This window comes from Paracholeplasma brassicae, from assembly GCF_000967915.1.
In the GTDB taxonomy this organism is placed as follows: Bacteria; Bacillota_I; Bacilli_A; order Acholeplasmatales; family UBA5453; genus Paracholeplasma; species Paracholeplasma brassicae.
The window spans coordinates 1,010,810-1,031,360 of the sequence record NC_022549.1 but is presented as its reverse complement, the minus strand read 5'-3'; the positions used below and the strand labels follow the sequence as shown (position 1 = coordinate 1,031,360).

The following is a 20,551-nucleotide window of genomic DNA, read 5'->3' as shown; positions in this document are numbered from 1 at the left end:
GTCTATTTCTTATGTGGGCGGAATTGTTGGCTATGGCCATATCAATCAAATGAATCAGGTCATCAATTTAGGACAAATACAAACATACAATCAAAACCATGCGCACACAAGCATTTATGCTGCTGGTATTATCGGTAACGTCTTATCTGTTGGTGGTGAGTTAAATCACCTCACGAACAAAGGTAATCTTAATTTTCATTATCAGTCATCGACAAGTTCACGAATTTCTGGTGTTTTAAACCTTCATTTAGTCAATGATTTTGTGATGCACGGACTTACGAATGACGCGATTATTAACATTACTTATCCGACATTCACAAACGTAAATTTAAATGCTATCGTTTCAAATGGCTCTTTAGAGGTTGCTGGTAGTGTGTTTGCTTATGGTTCAACAGGTTCATTTTATGGGCTTTATAATAATAAGAATTTTGAAATGAACTTAAGTCTATTTAATCGTTATGCTGGCGTCTTGTTAGCAAACAATGATTTTGTATCAACAGGTAATTATAACAACTTAGGTGTAACTAACGCTAGTAGTAGTTATATCAAGGTTTTTCAGGCATACAATAAAGGGAATATTTCAGTTACCTCAAGTAATACCATTTATCACAATTGGGTGAAAATCAGTGGTGTTGTGGTAGGTAAAAATATGGATTTCGAACAATTAAGAAATAACGGTTCGATTTCGATTAACTTACAAAATGAGATGCCAAATGCATTATTATACTTGCCAAGTGGATCAATTGATGGTTTAGCAAACCCACAAAAGACTTTTAAAGTTAATGGTGTATTTGAAGAAGTCTCACAAAACAGAACTGCAAGAAACATTTATAATGGTGGTAGACTTTCGTTTTACAACGCCAATACTAATTTAGTAGCCAACCTATTCATTTCAGGTATTGGTTACAAAAATGCTAATACGAATTTATATCAACAAAAAGGTATCGATTATACCTCTGTTGATTTCTCACCAGTAGAAGGATCAATCCACAACGCAGTCAATGACGGTGAGATATATGTCGATGCACGAATTAAGGGACAGTCTCGCATGGCTGGTATCGTTTTAATTAACGAATCCATGCTTACAGGTGTAGCAAACACCGGGGATATCTATAATTCTAACGCCATTCAATCATCAAGTGGAACAGGTGTGAGTTGGGAATTTGAAGTTGAAACAGGCGGTATTACGTTCTTGATGGCAACTAGATATGCTCAAATTAGAGACTCTGTTAATTATGGAAACATCGTTTCCTATAGTTCAACAACAAATGGTTGGGTCAATGCCTCGGGGATCGCAACAAGAAATGATAAAAATGAATATAACGTCGATGCAGGTTCTCAAAATAATTTCCAATATTTTGCAAAAATTGCGTTTAGTATTAATTATGGTGACGTCATTGCCTACAACGCAAGAAATAGCGATGGATTAAACATCGCTAACGAAACACATAATAAATCATCGGGCATTTTGTCACTTGGGTTGTTAAGTAGTGTTAATAACCTAAATTATGGTAACATTTATGGTAAAAATTTGGGTAGTGGCATTTACGGATTTGTATTTGTTGATAAATTCGTGAAGTATGGTACCGTAAATAATAATGAAATTTTCATTTCAAACTCGATTAATTATGGCAACGTTAGACGTATTACTAGCGCAAATGCATTTGTTTACAATGGCATCAATCAGGGTATTTCAATCAATCATTCATTTGTCGTAGCATCGAATTTATCAACTAATGCCAATGCATTTGGTGGTCTAATCGCTAAAATTCACACAGGTAGCAACAATAACTGGAACTACAGTACCGGTAACTTCTCAATTGCCCGTGTCACGTTTTCTTATTTAGTCAACTTTGATAGCACTGTTAACGTTTTAGGAAACGCCCCAGCCATCACTGGTTCTAATCAAACGATTATTAACCAAGTTAGTGGCAATATGGCAACGACTAAAGCGGATGACACATCAAAAGAACCATTTAATTTAATTAAGAGTTATTCACTAGATGCAGCAGCACCTACTGGACAAAGTGGGCTTAATAATACAACATTCAGTGGTATTTTCCATACCTCATTTCCACTTAGAACAGCACCAGCGGTTAATAACTTCATGACCGATCAATACATTTCAAACTTTATTCAGTTTATACCGAAATCAAAAGTTAGTGCGCCACTCCTAAATAAGATTGGCTTCCAAAACATCAATCAAACGGCTGGTATTTACGCATTATCATCAACCAAAGGTATTGGTAATGGGTTATTTATGCCAGATAACATTGACTTGAATGCCTTAAATCCAATCACTTATGTGGATGGGGTTGCAATGAGTGATCAAACCTGGCAAGATGAGATTGTTTCAAGAGGACAAAGTATCTACTATAAATTCTTTAGTGGTATGAAACAACTTGAAAAAGCGATAGCAACAACCATATTCGATTTAGAATTATACAAAGAAGACGATCCGAGCGTGACACTAGGTGAACCTGAAATTGATAACGTCAATGGAACAATTATTTATTACGTTGCTAGTAACAGTGATGCGGCTTATGAAACACAACTTCAAACGGTTGTAACAGACTCATACGTACCAATCAATCAACAAACGGCAAACACAAGTATTGCGACATGGGTACCAAATAGCTATGGATCGAATACGGGTACCTGGGTTGGTCATTATTACTTTGATCAAGCATCTGGCAATTATGTTTATGATACCAATCGTTTGTATAACACAACCGATGGGACACATAATGTGACATTTACATCAAACAATCAAAGTTATGAGGATGGAAACCCTACGTATAATCGGTCCACATTCAACCGTTCGGGTACGTCATATGAGTTATTTCAAGTGCGTTCCTCAGGAAACGGTAGACGAGTTAGTTCGGCTACAAACGTTGGTGCTGGGTATGGGGCGTATCGTCAATTACAAGACACTTATGAAGTTTGTACTCGTCAGTTTTGGGGATTTTGTTTGACATGGGAGACTGTGACTTACAATTATTACGAGTACGCAGGACCTAATCAAGAGGTCACCTACCAACGAATTACAACGACAATGACCGAATACACACCTTCAAGTAATTTTGCAATCAACTACAACGACGAAAGTACGTATGAACTCGCATATGGTGCATCATTAAAGTTTAATGGTCAACCTCACAGTGGAAACGATAAAGCGACGATTTTAACTACTTATGGTCCTTATAACATTGATGGTGAGCATTCAGCTTCGCCAGGATTAGACAGTTATCAAGAGCACTATGGAACCGTGCGGGTCTACAGTGAATCATTTACAGGTGATCAGAGTGATTTTGATTATGACGTTACTTATAGAGATTATAAAATATTAATCAAACGAACAAATGATCAATCATTATCATCGATTACAAACGTGCAAGTTGATGGTGTAAACACGACGTTTAGTGGGTCTAACCCAACAAATGTGACTCTTAATACTCAAGTGAACTATCAAGCGACAAATAACCCATCGGTTTCATTTAGATACAACACGGTCAATTTAAAAGATACTTATGAGCTATTGGATCAAATTAAGCTCTATGATGCAAATGATGTCTTAATAGACCCATCACTTTATAGAATCGAAGGTGGCATTGTCAGTGCGCCTGGTGGGTTTAATAATGCAAACGCAACGTATGCAAATGGGACCTTAGACATTCAAGTTTATTTGGATGACGAACTCGATAGTGGGAACTACAAACTAGTGAGCAGCTTATCAGTACTTGCTGCAAACCAACAAGATTACGTGGTTAATTTTACAAAACGACCAAGTAGTGAAAAACTGATTAAATCGATTACTTATGGTGGCATTACGTATGAAATAACGAATAATCAAACCTTAACAACTACCATACCTTATGGGATCTATTTTGATGCTTCAAACCCAGAGACATTTATCGTAGATTTTTCAACGATGGGAAACACAGATAATCCAAGTTACATCAATGGGTTAACGTTATCTCATAAAGCGACGATTGTGAGTGTTGTATTACAAACACCAGTTGTGTTTAACACAACGACAAACCAACATCGTTATACGATTGTTTATACAATTAGAGCTGAGGATAACTCAATAACCACGTTTACACATCGATTAGAAGAAGCAGCACCAGAGCCGAACATCACCAAATCATTTAAAAATGGGGATGCAAGCACAGGACTATTATCTGAATTTAATGTGTTAAGACAAGAAATTGCCAATATTCGCGTGGAATATAACTTGTTAAATGCCTTTGTTAACGATGATAACTTTACAATTAGTTCAACTTATCAAGGGCCAGAACCTCAAACGGCTGTCTTGGGACTTGATTACTTCATCAACCGAATTGATGAGGTCGGATTTGAAGTTGATTTTAATCAAAGTGCGTCGATCGGTGATTATGTATTTAACGTTTCTTATGTTCAACAAGTAAACGTAGCGGGCTTTAATTTAACTTGGAACTATCAAGCGTATGAAGATTTTACTGTTCGCAAACTAAAGAGTGACGATTCACTTATTTCTAATGTGACGTTCATCTCAGATACGGTATACGCTGGATTAAACATTATTATGGACTATGAGTATATTTCAACTATCGATTATGTGGCGTATTTGGATAACCCTGCCTCAAGAACAATCGTCACACTACCATCAACAGGTATTAATTATAACGCGTATGACGATTACAATGCCTACTACATTATCGGGCAAGTACAAATGAGTGATTTATCATTTTATAGCCCAACGTTTTATTTGCCATTTGGTTCAATAATCAGACGAATTACAGATATAGATAATGCAGCAAATCCGGAATTACAATCAGAATTATTATCAACAGATTTTAGTCCAGGCGATGACGACTCGGTCTTTAATTTCATTCAATACCGTGTGTATGCTGAAGACTATGACCAATTTGACTCTAATTATAATACACATTACACTGATTACTTTGTTGCGGTACAAGACATCACGAACAACGTCTATTTTGACTTGACCATTCGTTACGATCAAAACATTGTTAATTTCAGTTTAGAAAAAGTCTTTGTTACCTTTGATTTATTCCAAAGTGGAACAAAAAAGACTTCAATGTCGTTATTTAGTCATTTTAGTGGTTCAAATGTGGGTAGTAACCTACAGTTTAGAAGTTCAATGAGTGGAAACTATAAAGTCAGTATTGATCTACCAGAGGGCTTTACGTTTGTGATTCAGTTTGAATCTTCTTCAATCAATGTATCTGCTGATTCATTTAACATCCCATCGGATATCATTCCAAGGAAATATGCGCTAACCATTACGGTGGTTAGAACCAATCAAACACCGCCGTGGGGACAACAAGAAATTGTTGATTTTAATCCAACGACTTAACACCAGAGAAATCTGGTGTTTTTTTTCTTACTATTTCAATTAAAGTACCGCTTAGTAAGCAAATGAAAAGTAAAATGGCGTGAAATATGTTTTAATAGAATTAAGACAGGAAGGAAGGAATAAGATGAGAAAAGCTTATTTTTCAGGTGGCAGATTTTATGGTTTAATTGAAATCTTCCGATTTACCCCAGGTGTGATAACAGTGACTGGGGGAACAGGTCATTATCGTAATAACAAAGCAGAAGTAGTTGAAGTCAGTTATGACTCATTGTTGCTTGATTACAACTCACTAGTAGACAACTACTTAAAACAAATCGATTTTACGGATAATTTGGGTCAGTTTAGTGATCGTGGTGAGGCATTTAAACCCATCATGTTCTATCAAACCGATAGTGAATTACTCGTCATTCAAGATTCACTAGAGAAACTGAAAAAACGGTTTTCTAATGTGCTTGTTGAATATCAGCAAATCGATTCATTTGAGATTGCTAGTAGTGATCCACTAATGACGGATCAACAGCGCATTTTAAAGCACGAGTTACTAAAAAAGAAAGAGGGTCGTCTTCAAACGATTGCTTTGCTTTGGAAGGATTCTTACAAAGAAAAGCTAAAGACATTAGCGCCGCTTGCCTTTGAAGTTACAAAGAAAAATCACACCGAACGACCTTTTACAAGTTCATTTTCTAAGGGCAATGAACCAGGTATCTATGTTGATGTCATTTCAAATGAGCCTTTATTTTCAACGATAGACCAATTTGATGCTGGCTGTGGCTGGCCTAGTTTTACTAAACCAATCACACAAATTGTAGAGAAAAACGACTTTTCATATGGTATGCACCGAATTGAAATTAGGTCCGTACACTCAGATAGCCATTTAGGCCATGTATTTGATGATGGCCCAATTGAAAAAGGCGGCTTGCGTTATTGTATCAATGGTGCTGCACTTCGTTTTATTCCTTTAAAAGATCTCGAAAAGGAAGGCTTTAAGGCGTATCTTGCCTTATTTCAAAAAAACTTATGATGTATGAAGTAAAAGATCGACTAAAAACATCCAAGTTTATGCTCGTGGGACTATTATTTTTTAGTTTCTTTATTGGTATTTACACCACGCTAGATTATTTTAATGGTGGTTATGCAAAAATGGTAAGCGATTATGGCACTTACTTGGTGATTATTAATGTCATATTAAATGTTGTGATGGCACTTGTATCAGCGCTTATGTTTAATTTATCGACCGCTTTGTTTGATGTAACTAAAAAAGAAGGTAAAGGCACATTTATGACGATGGTATCGGTATTATTTGGTGTGCTTACTTACGGATGCACGAGTTGCGTTATTTCATTTTTTGCTGTCATTGGCATTACTTTTTCAGTGGCGGTGTTACCATTTGCTGGTCTACCATATAAACTATTATCACTCGTGATATTAGCAATTGGGTTTTTATGGTTACTAAAAGAAGTGAAAAATGCCAAGTGTAAGATTTAATAAAAAGGCTTTCAAACGCGTATAAAATATTATTTGATATATGAATGTATTTTCATGTTAATTTTCATAGTAAAGTCCTGTGAATTCCTTATAAAACGATAGATATCAACTAAACGGCTTTTATGATAGTATTTTCATTCAATTGACAGCTCACCTATAGGTGCGTATTTATCTGTCTATTTAATCATATTAAACTCTTTAAAATGGCGATAAAGCGACATTTTGAAAACAAAAATATAAGAACTAAAAAGATTGCATCTTACGTGCAATCTTTTTTTCTTATGATTTCTCATATTATTTTGAAGTTCTTACCTCTTTTTTAAAATATAATTATGTAAGCGCTTGACATCTTGTTTATATTAATTTAAAATGAAAATGTGATATGAATTTTTATTCATGAAAATCATTGACGATTTAAGAAACAGGAGGAGCCAATGAGTAATAAAGTATATATTGTAGGTGCAAAGAGAAGTCCAATCGGCAGTTTTCTTGGTACGTTAAAGGATTTACACCCGGCGGAAATCGGTGTGCAAGTGTTAAAACAGCTTTTCATCGAGTCTAAGATACCAAGAGATCAAATCGATGAAGTGATTGTTGGTAATGTGATCCAAGCCGGTTTAGGACAAAACGTTGCTAGACAAATTGCGATCAAATCAGGTGTACCTCAAGAAGTGCCAGCCTACACTGTCAATATGGTCTGTGGTAGTGGTATGAAGACCGTGATGAACGCATACGTGAGTATAAAAGCAGGTATGTCTAATTTGGTTGTTGCTGGTGGGGTTGAATCCATGAGCTATGCACCGTATATTGTCGATGCTAAAATACGCAGTGGTAATAAGATGGGGAACTTGGAAATGAAGGATTCAATCTTAAAGGATGCGCTTCATGACTCGTTTACTGAAGGCATGCATATGGGCATCACTGCTGAAAATATTGCGTCTAAACATGGTCTTTCAAGAGAAGCACTCGATCAATTTGCTTACGAAAGTCAACAAAAGGCAATCAAAGCGGTAGACGAAGGTCGTTTCAAAGATGAAATTGTTCCAATCGAGATTAAAACAAGAAAAGAAACAATAATATTTGATCAAGACGAATACCCAAACCGTCAGACAAGTTTAGAAAAGATGACAAAACTTCGTCCAGCGTTTAAATCAGACGGTCTTGTGACTGCCGGTTCATCCTCTGGAATTAATGATGGTGCAAGCTTTGTGATATTAGCAAGCGAATCAGCGGTTAAAGCACATAATTTGACGGTGATTGCTGAGGTCGTAGGCATTGGACAAGCAGGTGTTGATCCAAATGTGATGGGCTTAGGTCCAGTTCCAGCAGTGAAACATGCGCTTAATCATGCGAATTTAAAACTAAGTCAAATTGATTTAGTTGAACTTAATGAAGCATTCGCTTCACAAAGTTTAGGTGTGATTGAAGAAGTGATTGCTGAACACCACGTCGATAAAGAAACATTTATGCAAAAGACCAATGTGAATGGTGGGGCAATTGCACTAGGACACCCTGTTGGTGTTTCTGGTAACCGTATTATTGTTACGTTGGTGCATGAAATGAAAAAAAGAAGTCTGACTTATGGCCTCGCTAGCCTTTGTATTGGCGGCGGCATGGGGACAGCGCTCATAATTAAAAGAGGAGAATAAACATGAAATTAGAAAATAAAGTAGCTGTTGTTACCGGTGGAGCTAAAGGGATTGGCATGGAAATTGCCAAAGCCTTTGCTAAAGAAGGCGCAATTGTGATTGCAGCAGATATGGGTGACATGGCATATGAAGAAAAAAATGTACATGGCTATAAACTAAATGTAACTGATTCAGAGGGTTGCAAAGCATTCTTTGATGAAATTATCAGTAAATTTGGAAAAATCGATATTTTAGTTAACAACGCAGGTATTACAAAAGATGCAATGACACGTAAAATGACTGATGAACAGTGGGATGCAGTGATCAATGTAAATCTTAAAGGCGTGTTTAATCTAACACGTTACGTTGGTCCAAAAATGGAAGCACAGGGAAGTGGATCAATCATTAATATATCAAGTGTTGTTGGCTTATTTGGCAACATTGGTCAAGCTAACTATGCCGCAACCAAAGCAGGTGTTATTGGTTTAACCATGACTTGGGCTAAAGAATTCGCAAGAAAGGGTGCTCAAGTGCGTGTCAACGCGATTGCGCCTGGCTATGTCATGACAGACATTTTAAAAACAGTGCCACAGGAACTTCTTGATGGTTTTGCTAAGCTTACAATGCTTGGAAGACTTGGACAACCTGAGGAAGTGGCTAAAGTTGCATTATTCTTAGCATCCGATGACGCCTCCTATATCACAGGTCAAACCATCAGTGTGAATGGCGGTATGCGCTTATAAAATAAAAGTTGCCAAACCTCGGTTTGGCTTCTCTAATAAGCTAGCAATATAGAAAGAAGGTAAATTATGAAGACACACGTTGGGATTGTCGGTACCGGGATTTATCTACCAAAGGGTCGTATGTCTGCTAAAGAAATCGCAGAAAAGACAAATGGTGTTTGGTCTACAGAGGCAATCATCGATAAACTTGGTATCGTTGAAAAAGTAATTCCAGCTTCAATGGAAACCGATGGTACACAAGAAATGGGGGCACTTGCTGCCTTAGACGCAATAAAGAATACAGGGATAAATCCAAAAGATATCGATGTGATTTTATGTGTCACAGAGGAATGGAAAGAATACCCTCTAACCACATCAGCCTTATACGTTCAAGATCGCATTGGTGCGACAAATGCGTGGGGGATTGATGTTCAAAACCGTTGCTGCACGACCGTTTCGGCATTAAAAATGGCGAAAGATATGTTAATTGCCGATGACGAATGTCACGTCATCATGGTCGTTGGTGGGTATCGTAATCTTGATTTTGTTGATTACTCAGATAAAAATATGTCAATGATGTATGATTTAGCTGCCGGTGGTGGTGCCATTATTTTAAAGAAAAACTATGGCAAAAACATGCTACTCGGACATCACATCATCGGTGATGGTTCATTGGCCAGAACGGCTGGTGTTGAGATTGGTGGTATTTGTAACCCAATTACAAAAGATAACATCGAAGAAGCAAAAATGTCGCTTCGTTTAATGGATCCCATCAAGATGAAAAATCGTTTGAATGAAGTATCCATGCCAAACTGGTATAAATGCATTAACGAATCGTTGAGAAAATCACAAATCACAAGAGAAGAATTTAGTAATGATGGCTTTTTGGCAATCCTTCACATGAAACGTTCTGGTCACGTGTCGTTATTAAATGATTTGGGGTTAAAAAAAGAACAATCGATTTATTTAGAAAATTATGGGCACATTGGACAAATTGACCAAATCTTATCCCTTCACCTCGCATTAGAAAGCAAACAAGTTAAAGAAGGCACCATTGTTTGTATGCTTGCGGCAGGGATCGGTTATGTATGGGCAGCTAACATTGTTAGATGGGGGTAATTTATGGCGTTTTTTATTGATATAGTCATTTCGGGCATATTACAAAGTGCCCCACTGGCCTTAGCAACGTTTGCAATCGTTTTAATCTTTAGAACCTCATTTACAACCAACTTTGCTCAAGGGATGGTCGGTACGGTTGCGGCATTTGTTGTTACCTACTTATTAATGCCCTCACCAGATTTAACGGGCTTACTTCCAACCCCGACGTTTTTCCAATATTTAATTGCGATTTTAGCTGGGGTCGTTGTGAGTTTCTTTATCTCAATGCTAATTGATGTGTTGATTTTTAGAAACTCCAAGTTCATCAGTCCTGTGGGAAAACAAATCGTTACCATGGGTGTGGTTTTAATCATTACAGGGTTACTACCAATCGTGTTTGGTATTCTTGATCGTTCATTACCTCGAATCGGATCGAACCTATCAAGAGAAGGAGTTGGGGCATTCTTTTATTTCTTTGTCGATTTGTTTGCCAAAATAAATATCCGTGTTGGTTTGCACACGATGATCTCATTTTTCCTAAGTGCGTCATTACTAACGATCTTATTTGTGATGCTTCGATTTACAAAATGGGGACTCGGCGTACGTGCGACCGCATCGAATGAAAAGGTTGCAAGTATGATGGGGGTTAACACGAAATTTATTACTGCAATGAGTTGGGCGATTGCTGGTGGCCTCGGTGCAATTGCAGCAATCCTAATTTCATCCAGTAAAAATACGTTTGGTAACGTCACGACTTATTTCATGATATCAATTCAAGTTCAAGCCTTTTTCTCTGCCATCTTAGGTGGGTTTTCAACGTTTTATGGTCCAGTGATTGGTGCTGTGATATTTGCAGTACTGAATAACCTCTTTGGTGTTTATTTTAACCCTTGGGGAACCACAGTACTTTATCTAACCATTATGGCCATCGTCCTTGTAAAACCACTAGGTCTATTTGGTAAGAAGATTGCGAAGAAGGTGTAACTATGAAAAATATAATGACTATTTTAAAACAAAAACTGAAGAATCCACTGTATCAATTTATTGGGTTTGGATTCTTACTATTATTAATTCCGATTTTTTCAAGCTTTATTAGTGTCACCATCTTAGATGCATTTGCTAAGACCTTAATTTTCTTTATTGTTGCGCTTGGCTTTGCACTATTGATTGGTTATGGTGGACTTGCTTCCTTAGGAACGTCATCGTTTATTGCGATAGGCACGTTTGTTACTTATGCCGCACTTGATGAATTCAACTTACCGTTTATTCTAACACTGGTGTTAGGTATTGTGATTGCATTACTCGTTGGATCGATTTTTGGGATTGTCTCACTTCGAATTGAAGGAATGTATTTGGCGATTGTCACCTTAGGTCTTTCAGAAATCATGATTGAACTATTCAAAAACTTTGATGATTACACCGGTGGTGTCTCGGGTACGACTTCCTCAGCAATCAAACTGTTTGGGACCTCACTAAACTCAAATCAAACCTTGATTTTGGTGATTGTTTCGGTAGTGATTGCGATGTTGCTAACGTACAATCTAATCAATTCACCCATGGGTAGAGCCTTATTATCAATTAAAAATAACGATTCTGCGGCGCAAGCCATGGGCATTAGCGTGATCAAGTATCGCTTACTAGCCTTTGTGGTATCCACCGTTTACGCCGTTATTGGGGGGATCCTCTACATGGGTTATGTTAGATTCTCGATGGGCTCAACCTGGGGACTTGCAATCTCGTTAAACATACTTGCGGCAGTCGTTGTTGGCGGTGCGAAGTCTATTTGGGGTGTATTACTAGGGACTTTCATGATATTTGGGCTTGATTTAATGGTGTTTAAAGGCATTGATTTCTTAAAAGAATCCAAATGGGCGAATCTTTCATTTGTCTTTAGCGGACTACTCATTATTTTAGTAACCATGTACTACCCAAATGGCTTGGTTGGATTGATTAATCAAATCAAGTTTAAACTAAAGAAAATTAAATTAGAACGTCAGGCAGGTAAAAAATCATGATGAATTTAAATGAAAAAATACTTGCTAGAGATACCAGAAGAATGGCAAGACTTGAAAAGAAAATCAAGTTTTACGAATTAGAAGAAAAAGACCAATCAAATAAAATCAATCGGTTGAAAAATCGAATCAATCAACTTGACGAGAGAGCAACCAAACGATCGTCAAACATTCAATCAGAAACCTTATTAAGAATTAATGCAGTCAAAGAAAAGCTTCAAAACGAAACTAGTTTGACAGAAATTGAAAAATTACAAAAAGAACTTTCGGTGTTTGAAGATAAAGAAACGGCTGTTAATGACGAACATCATTTGATTTCACTTTCGCACGTAACCATGAAGTTTGGTGGTTTAAGAGCGGTGGATGATTTAAGCTTTTCAGTAAAAAAAGGTGAAATATTTGGTTTAATTGGACCCAACGGTGCGGGTAAAACGACGGTGTTTAACTGTATGACACAGTTTTACAAATCAACCGAAGGTAACATCTATTACACCGATAAGTTTGGTGATGTTCATAACCTAAATGATTTTAAAGTCCATCAAATCATCGACTTAGGTATCGCTCGTACGTTTCAAAACGTCGAACTTGTTTGGGAACTATCGATCTTAGATAATTTACTCGTTGGTGCACATTCTCTCTTTACTGCGTCATTCTTTGATCAATTGTTTCACACACCAAAATTGAAAAAAGAAGAACGACTATTAAGAGAAAAAGCATTAACCATTCTAGAATCACTTCAACTCTTAGCCTATAAAGATTTAATCCCCTATGGGCTTCCCTACGGTATTCTTAAGAAAATTGAACTTGCACGTGTCTTGATGACAAACCCAAGATTGATTATTCTAGATGAACCAGCCGCAGGTCTAAATGATCAAGAAACGATGGAACTTGCAAAAACAATCAAGGAAATTCGTCAAACATACGACGTAACCATCATTTTAGTTGAACACGATATGGGGTTAGTCATGGACATCTGTGATCGAATTTGTGCCATGTCATTTGGCCAACGCTTAGCCGTTGGTACACCAAAAGAAATACAGTCCAATGAACAAGTTCAAACGGCCTATTTGGGAGGTGAATGTCGTGAATGCACTAGAAATTAAAGACTTAGTGGTTGATTATGGCATCGTAAAAGCAATTAAAAAAATCAATATGGAAGTTAAAAAAGGATCGATTGTTGCGATACTTGGTGCCAATGGTGCAGGGAAAACCACTTTAATTAAATCGATATCTGGCGCTGTCAAGGTACAGTCCGGACAAATCTTACTTAATGGCGAAGCTATTCAAAATAAAGATCCATATAAGATTGCACAAAAACAAGTGTTGCAATCCCCTGAGGGAAGAATGATTTTAAGAGGGTTAACCGTTGAGGACAATTTATTAGTCGGTGCTTACTCGATCAAATCAACTAAAAAAGAGGTCGAGGTTGATGGGGTTAAAACGACAATCAAACTGTCTAAGAAAAAAAGAGTTGCACAATTACTTGATGTGGTTTATGGTTACTTTCCAGTTCTAAAAGAAAGAAAAAAACAACAGGCATCAACACTTTCAGGTGGTGAGCAACAAATGCTTGCGATTGGCAGAGCGTTAATGGGCGATCCAGAGCTCTTACTACTTGATGAACCCTCCTTAGGGTTAGCGCCATTAATAGTAAGAGATATTTTCAATATTATTTCGAAAATTAGAGATGAAGGCAAGTCAATATTAATTGTTGAACAAAACGCCTATCAAACACTTAAAATTGCAGACTATGCATATGTCTTAGAACTTGGTAAAATAAAGATGGAAGGGAAAGCCCTTACATTGTTAAATAACGATGAGCTAATCAATGCTTATCTTGGTGAAAAGAAATAAAAATTTAAAAAAGGGAACTATCCAAGAAAAAAACTTGGAAAATATAAAGGAGAAAAATATGAAAAAATTAGTATTGGTATTCGTTTTTATGCTAACTTTAACGTTAGCGGCATGTGGTACTTCACTACCTAATCTTGATGTTGAAGAATTAGATGTGCCTGCTGTACCATCTGGTTTAGTTCAAGGCGTCACTGCCACTGAAATTAAAGTAGGAAACACAGCCTCAAAGACTGGTGTTTTCGGGGCAGTCGGTGTGCCATTTAGTGCGGCAATTAAAGCTGTATTTGATGCATACAACGCTAGAGAAGATGTGATTCAAAAGATTAATTACATCACTTACGATGATGCAACTGACCCTTCAATTGGTCAAACTAACGTTAAAAAACTAGTCGAAGAAGATAAAGTATTCGCACTTGTTGGCCACGTCGGTACAGGTACCGTTGGGGCAACCTTGCCATACTTACTTGAAAACCACATTCCAATGGTTTACGCAGCTACTGGTATTAACCAATTGTATTTCGGTGACACCCCAGGTAACCCAATTTTCGCTGTTCAACCAATTTATAAGACAGATGGACGTATCGCATACGCTAGAGCAATCAATGAAAAATTATTCGGTGCTAATGGCGATCAAAAATTAGCAAGCGATGCTAAGGTTGGTGTCCTTTATACAAATGATGATGCTGGTAAGTCAATTGCTGCTGGTATCATTGAAGAAGCGAAGAATCAAAAGAGAGAAAATGACTTAATCGTTATGTCATTCTTAACGGACACAACCGAATCAGTGGTTAAGAGTATGATGGCTAAAAACCCTGATGTGATCATTGTTGCTGGTAACCAAGCACCGTTTAATGAAGCGTTAATCGCATTAGATGACCAAGGTAGTAAAACACCAGTAATCACCTCTTATGTGAATACAAATGCGTCAACCATTACAGTTCAAGAATACGGTTTTGATGTTTATGGTTCTGCATGGATTGACATCGTTGATCCAGAAGGTACTGCCGGTTTTGCTCAATCTTATTGGGATTTTGCCAATTTAATGATCGCTTCAGGTAACGCACAATACGCAGCGAACGCATTCGCGATGGCTGGTTATGTTGCCGCTAACGTATTCTTATCAGGTCTTCAAAGAGTTGAAGGCGAATTAACGTTTGAAACATTCATTCAAGCAATGGAAGCTGGTCCAATTGATGTACCAATGGGTGGCGAAATTGATTTCTCAGACGGTAAACGTTGGGGTATTGCATCCATGGCGCTATCAAAATTAGTTTATACTGCTGAAAGTGTGGGTGACAATCCAGCGACAGCAGATGTCGTTGAAACAGACTTTGTTACACCAGCATCACACGCATTCGTTAAAGTGGCTGGTATCCAATCACTTGATGAAATCTACGGTAGATAATTAACAAATAAGCTCAATGATTAAGGGAGTCAGTGAGGCTCCCTTAATCACTTTAATAAGAAAGAGGGTTCTTTTATGAAACAACCAACGTACATTTCCATTCAAGAAATGCTAGATTTAGTTAAAGATCAAGATGAGATTGTGGTAGGAATGGCAGCTAATGAACCACAAACGTTCATGGCGAATCTACACAAAATCGCAAATCGTATTGAGCACGTCTCTGTAACAAACTGTTTACCAATTACAAATGCGGATTTTTTTATTGACGAACAATATCGTCATAAGTTTACACTTGATGGCTGGTTTTATACCGGTGTATTAAGAAAAGCACATCAACATGGCAATATATCGTTTATCCCAAACCATCTTCATTTGGCGGGGTATAAACGTTTATTTCATAAAAAACCAAACATTTTTATCTCTGCGGCTGCAATGCCTGATGCCAATGGTTATGTTTCCTTATCGTTATCAAACGTTTATGAAAAACAAATGATTGAAGCGGCAGACATTGTGATATTAGAGATTAATCCGAATTTTCCTAGAACCTTAGGTGACTTAGAGGTTCATCTATCAGAAGTGGACTATTTAGTTAAAGTTGACTACCCAGTGCCGACCCTTCCAGACATTGAACCAAATGAAAAAGACATGGTTATTGGTAAGTTAATTGCTGAAAAAATCAATGATGGCGATACCATTCAATTAGGTATTGGTGGGATGCCAAATGCCGTTGCAAAATCACTCTATGGTAAAAAAGATTTAGGTATTCATACCGAAATGTTTACAAGTGAAATGGCAAAATTAATCAAAGCAGGGGTAATCACAGGGAAAAATAAAACATTACATCGAGGAAAGCACGTGTGTTGTTTTGCCTATGGAAATCAAGAACTTTACGATTTCATTAACGACAACCCGTCGGTTTGGATTTTGAATGGTCACTACGTCAATGATCCAAACGTGATCGGTAAAAATAAGCAACAAGTGTCGATTAACTCAACCATTGAAATTGATTTATCTGGCCAATGCGCAAGTGAGTCTTTGGGTACACAACAATTTTCAGGAACTGGTGGTCAAGCAGATACGGCCATTGGTGCACAAATATCCGAAGGCGGCAGAAGTTTCATTGCGTTATATTCAACGGCGATGGTGAAGAACCCTGAGACGGGATTAAGAGAAGAAACCTCTAAAATTGTAACGACATTAAAAACCGGTGCTGCAGTCACTTTATCTAGAAACGACGTGGATTATGTGGTGACTGAGTATGGCATGGTATCACTTAGAGGAACGAACATTAGAGAGCGAGCACTACTACTAATTAGTATCGCACATCCGAAGTTTAGAGAACAATTATTAAAAGAAGCGATTGAAGTGGGTTACTTACATGAGTCATTTTTGGTATAATAAGTATAAAGTATATTATTGTGTTGAAGGAAAAGGACGACCGATTGTTTTACTCAATGGGATTATGATGTCAACCAAAAGTTGGCAACCGTTTGTCAATAGCTTTACCAAAAACAATCAATTGATTCGTGTGGATTTCCTCGATCAGGGTGGCTCAGATCGATTAGAGGGTAATTACACACATGAAATTCAAGTGGATTTGGTTAAAGCACTGATCGATCACTTAAACTTAGACAAGGTAAACATTGTTGGGATTTCATATGGCGGTGAAATTGCCTTAGAGTTTGCGATTAAATACAAAGAAAACGTTGACCGAATGGTGGTTTACAACACCACATCAAGAACATCGGAATGGTTAAGAGACATCGGTAGAGGGTGGATCTTGGCCGGAAGAACTAGAAACCCGGATGCGTATTACAATGTGGCCATCCCAGTGATTTATTCACCAATCTTTTATCAACAAAACATTGAGTGGATGGAACAAAGACGAAAAGTATTAAAACCGGTATTTAGTGACCCTGAATTCCTAGATCGAATGGAACGATTAACTAACTCGAGTGAACCTTATGACATCACAGACAAATTAAGTGAAATCGAGGCATATACGCTAATCATCTCAGCCGAAGAAGACTATTTGACGCCAGTAAAAGATCAAGAATTACTGCAAAGACAAATAAAGAACGCTTCTTGGGTCAAGATACCTGGGGCTGGTCACGCATCGATGTATGAAAAACCACTTTTATTTATGACGTTTTGTTTAGGCTTTATCAACACAGCAGATACGAACTATCTTATATAGGAGGTATTTCTCATGGGAAAGAAATACATAGAACTAAAAAACGGTGAAACCTACGCGTATCTTGAAAAAGGCAGCGGAGATAACGTTTTGATTTTGATTCACGGTAATTTATCCTCTGGGCTCTATTTTAAGCCATTAATGGATCGATTACCTGATGATATTCACGTGTTTTCTCTTGATTTAAGAGGATTTGGCGACTCTAGTTACCAAAATCCTTATCACTCGTTAAAAGAACTTGCGACAGACGTTAAGTTATTTATGAGTGCATTAAAGATTGAGAAAGCGAGTATTGCAGGTTGGTCATTAGGTGGTGGGGTTGCGATGGAGTTTGCAGCCATTCATCACAGTTCCGTTGATAAATTAATTTTAATCAATTCAACAACACATAAAGGCTATCCGATATTTAAGAAAGACGAGTCAAACGCACCAATCTTTACCATGGGCTATAAAGACAAGGATGAGATGGCAAAAGATCCGGTTCAAGTAAAACCAATGCTTGAAGCATTGGCTACTCAAAACAAATTTTTTATGTCTTATGTCTATGATTTAACTATCTACTCGAATCACAAACCAACACAAGAAGACAACGACCTCTACATCAAAGAAACACTCAAGCAACGTTGCTTAGTGGATGCCGATTGGGCTTTAGCAAACCTAAATATGTCTGATATTCCAAATCTTTATCACAAAGGTGATGGAACAATTAAACAAATTAAAGCACCCGTGCTAATGTTTTGGGGCGCCATGGATAAGACAGTACCTGAATACATGGTACTAGATAATTATAATGCGCTTAAAAATCAATCAAAGTATATCCGTTTTGAATCTTGTGGTCATTCACCACTCGTCGATAAACCTGATGAACTAAAAGAAGCGATTTATGATTTTATCAAATAATCTTTAGCCAAGCATTTGCTTGGCTATTTTTTTTGAAGGTATTAAGTGATTTCTAGATTACGTCTTAAAAAAAGACGGATTCTATTGTATAATAGAAGTACCAGGAGGTTTTCATATGGCAACCGATTTAGAAAACAAATTACTTCATGAAACCTTATTACAAACACCAAAAGAATTTATCGATGAAACCGAACGCTACCAAGAACTCATGATGACCTACTTTGCGGCAATGAGGGAAGTTCAAACCAAATTAGAAATCCTTAATGATGAATTTAAAGTGGTCAAACGTCGTAATCCAATTGAAATGATCAAAGTACGTCTAAAAAAGACCGACAGTATCATGCAAAAATTACATCGTTATGGGTTATCAAAAACACTTGATAACATCAAACAAATCAATGACATTGCGGGCGTAAGAGTGATTTGTACCTATTTTGATGACATTTATGAGTTAGCGAACATGTTAGTTAAACAAGACGATGTCATTTTAGTCCAAATTAAAGACTACATTAAAAAACCAAAACAAAATGGGTATCGTAGCTTACATTTAGTCGTCGAACTGCCGGTGTATTTTTCAACAACCAAGCGCATGATGCGAGTTGAGGTTCAAATTAGGACCATTGCGATGGATTTTTGGGCAAGTTTGGAACACGACATGAAATACAAAAACAACAATAATCTCGATCCAGGTTTAAAAGACGAATTACGACTTTGTGCGGATGTGATTGCAGACACAGATAAACGGATGCAAAAAATCAAAGCTGAATTAGATAAGATGGGGTAGATGACATGATTAGTTTATTCGATCCAATTACAATCAAAGACCAAACCATTAAAAATCGTATTGTGATGCCACCCATGTGTATGTATAGTGCCGAGGGTGGTTATGCAACGGATTTTCATGTAATTCATTACGCAAGCAGGGCAATTGGTGGGGTTGGACTGATTATTGTTGAGGCAACCGCCGTTCTACCAAACGGACGAATTACAAATCAAGATTTAGGCCTTTATGAAGATGAACACGTCAAAAGCTTAAAATGGATAACCAAACAAATAAGGCAATACGATTCGGTTTCTTGTATCCAATTGAATCACGCCGGTCGCAAATCAAAAGCGGATGGCAAACTAATGGCACCTAGTGCAATTGCATTTGGTACGAATGACGTACCTGTTGCCATGTCAATTGATGATATTAAAGAAGTTATTAATGCTTTTCGTAGTGCGGCTCATCGAGCCCTTGAGGCCGGATTTGACATGATTGAAATACACGCCGCTCATGGGTATTTATTACATGAGTTTATGAGTCCGCTAGCAAACAAACGTACGGATCACTACGGTGGCATTCTTGAAAATCGATCACGATTACTGCGTGAAGTAGTAGAAGCGGTAAGGGATGTATTTCCAATGGATAAACCGGTATCATTAAGAATTAGTGCCGAAGATTATGTCAAAGAAGGGCTACACCCAACTGATTGGGTTGAAGCAATCAAATTGATTCCTCATGGTTACGTTGATCTAATCCACGTCAGTTCTGGTGGCATTGTTTTAGTTGATATTGACGCTTATCCAGGGTATCAACTGTCATTTGCAAAAAAAATCAAGAGAGAGACACGTATACCGACCATTGCAGGTGGACTTATTGAGGATCCTTTTATGGCAAGTGGTGTGCTACAGGAAAATGAAGCTGATTTAATTTATTTTGGAAGATTAAGTCTAAGAGAACCATATTTTCCACTGCGATTTGCTAAACAGTTACGCATTGATTTGCCTTGGCCCAAGCAGTATGAACGTTCAAAAAAATAGAATTTTTCTTAATAGCCTCGAATTCGAGGTTTTTTTCTTGTTTTAGTCAATGAGATATCATATACTAAAGATACCCTACCAGGGGGGG

General features: G+C 37.4%; 16 protein-coding genes. All 16 read left to right on the top strand.

Annotated elements, in window-relative coordinates; all coding sequences use genetic code 11:
- Positions 1–13: 13 nt before the first annotated feature.
- The 16 genes from BN853_RS04765 to namA all read left to right on the top strand — a co-directional run bounded on the left by BN853_RS04765 (position 14) and on the right by namA (position 20,463).
- Entirely contained in the window at positions 14–5,362 is a 5,349-nt protein-coding gene (locus BN853_RS04765) for a hypothetical protein (protein ID WP_030004820.1), read from the top strand.
- A 124-nt stretch (positions 5,363–5,486) separates the two neighbouring features.
- Positions 5,487–6,383 (top strand): peptide-methionine (R)-S-oxide reductase MsrB, encoded by an 897-nt coding sequence (gene msrB / locus BN853_RS04760; protein WP_030004819.1) that lies wholly within the window; start codon positions 5,487–5,489, stop codon positions 6,381–6,383.
- Positions 6,380–6,847, top strand: a complete 468-nt coding sequence (locus tag BN853_RS04755) for a hypothetical protein (protein WP_052591255.1) — start codon at positions 6,380–6,382, stop codon at positions 6,845–6,847. The genes msrB and BN853_RS04755 overlap by 4 nt, the downstream gene beginning before the upstream one ends.
- Positions 6,848–7,281: 434 nt before the next feature.
- Entirely contained in the window at positions 7,282–8,496 is a 1,215-nt protein-coding gene (locus tag BN853_RS04750) for an acetyl-CoA C-acetyltransferase (protein ID WP_030004817.1), read from the top strand.
- A 2-nt stretch (positions 8,497–8,498) separates the two neighbouring features.
- A complete protein-coding gene (locus tag BN853_RS04745) occupies positions 8,499–9,218 on the top strand; it encodes a beta-ketoacyl-ACP reductase (RefSeq protein ID WP_030004816.1) in 720 nt (239 codons plus the stop codon).
- 66 nt (positions 9,219–9,284) lie between these two features.
- On the top strand, positions 9,285–10,316 hold the full coding sequence (locus BN853_RS04740) for a 3-oxoacyl-ACP synthase (RefSeq protein WP_030004815.1): 1,032 nt from the start codon (positions 9,285–9,287) through the stop codon (positions 10,314–10,316).
- 3 nt (positions 10,317–10,319) lie between these two features.
- Positions 10,320–11,279 carry a branched-chain amino acid ABC transporter permease gene (locus BN853_RS04735; RefSeq protein WP_030004814.1) on the top strand — a complete coding sequence of 320 codons (960 nt, stop codon included), beginning with the start codon at positions 10,320–10,322 and terminating at the stop codon, positions 11,277–11,279.
- Positions 11,280–11,281: 2 nt separating this feature from the next.
- Positions 11,282–12,310, top strand: coding sequence for a branched-chain amino acid ABC transporter permease (locus BN853_RS04730; protein ID WP_030004813.1), 1,029 nt, complete (start codon positions 11,282–11,284; stop codon positions 12,308–12,310).
- Positions 12,307–13,410, top strand: a complete 1,104-nt coding sequence (locus BN853_RS04725) for an ABC transporter ATP-binding protein (protein ID WP_030004812.1) — start codon at positions 12,307–12,309, stop codon at positions 13,408–13,410. The genes BN853_RS04730 and BN853_RS04725 overlap by 4 nt, the downstream gene beginning before the upstream one ends.
- On the top strand, positions 13,391–14,161 hold the full coding sequence (locus BN853_RS04720; protein WP_197539969.1) for an ABC transporter ATP-binding protein: 771 nt from the start codon (positions 13,391–13,393) through the stop codon (positions 14,159–14,161). Before BN853_RS04725 ends, BN853_RS04720 begins: the two co-directional genes overlap by 20 nt.
- A gap of 58 nt (positions 14,162–14,219) precedes the next feature.
- On the top strand, positions 14,220–15,566 hold the full coding sequence (locus BN853_RS04715) for an ABC transporter substrate-binding protein (RefSeq protein WP_030004810.1): 1,347 nt from the start codon (positions 14,220–14,222) through the stop codon (positions 15,564–15,566).
- A 75-nt stretch (positions 15,567–15,641) separates the two neighbouring features.
- Complete coding sequence (locus tag BN853_RS04710; RefSeq protein ID WP_030004809.1) at positions 15,642–16,964, top strand: acetyl-CoA hydrolase/transferase family protein; 1,323 nt, start codon at positions 15,642–15,644, stop codon at positions 16,962–16,964.
- Positions 16,945–17,763: an alpha/beta fold hydrolase gene (locus BN853_RS04705; RefSeq protein WP_052591251.1), complete on the top strand. Its 819-nt coding sequence runs from the start codon at positions 16,945–16,947 to the stop codon at positions 17,761–17,763. Before BN853_RS04710 ends, BN853_RS04705 begins: the two co-directional genes overlap by 20 nt.
- Positions 17,764–17,775: 12 nt before the next feature.
- The gene (phaZ, locus tag BN853_RS04700; RefSeq protein ID WP_030004807.1) at positions 17,776–18,660 is read left to right on the top strand and encodes an intracellular short-chain-length polyhydroxyalkanoate depolymerase; all 885 of its coding nucleotides are present in this window, start codon (positions 17,776–17,778) and stop codon (positions 18,658–18,660) included.
- Positions 18,661–18,775: 115 nt separating this feature from the next.
- Entirely contained in the window at positions 18,776–19,444 is a 669-nt protein-coding gene (locus BN853_RS04695; RefSeq protein WP_030004806.1) for a GTP pyrophosphokinase, read from the top strand.
- 5 nt (positions 19,445–19,449) lie between these two features.
- The gene (gene namA / locus BN853_RS04690) at positions 19,450–20,463 is read left to right on the top strand and encodes an NADPH dehydrogenase NamA (RefSeq protein ID WP_030004805.1); all 1,014 of its coding nucleotides are present in this window, start codon (positions 19,450–19,452) and stop codon (positions 20,461–20,463) included.
- The last annotated feature ends 88 nt before the right edge of the window (positions 20,464–20,551 follow it).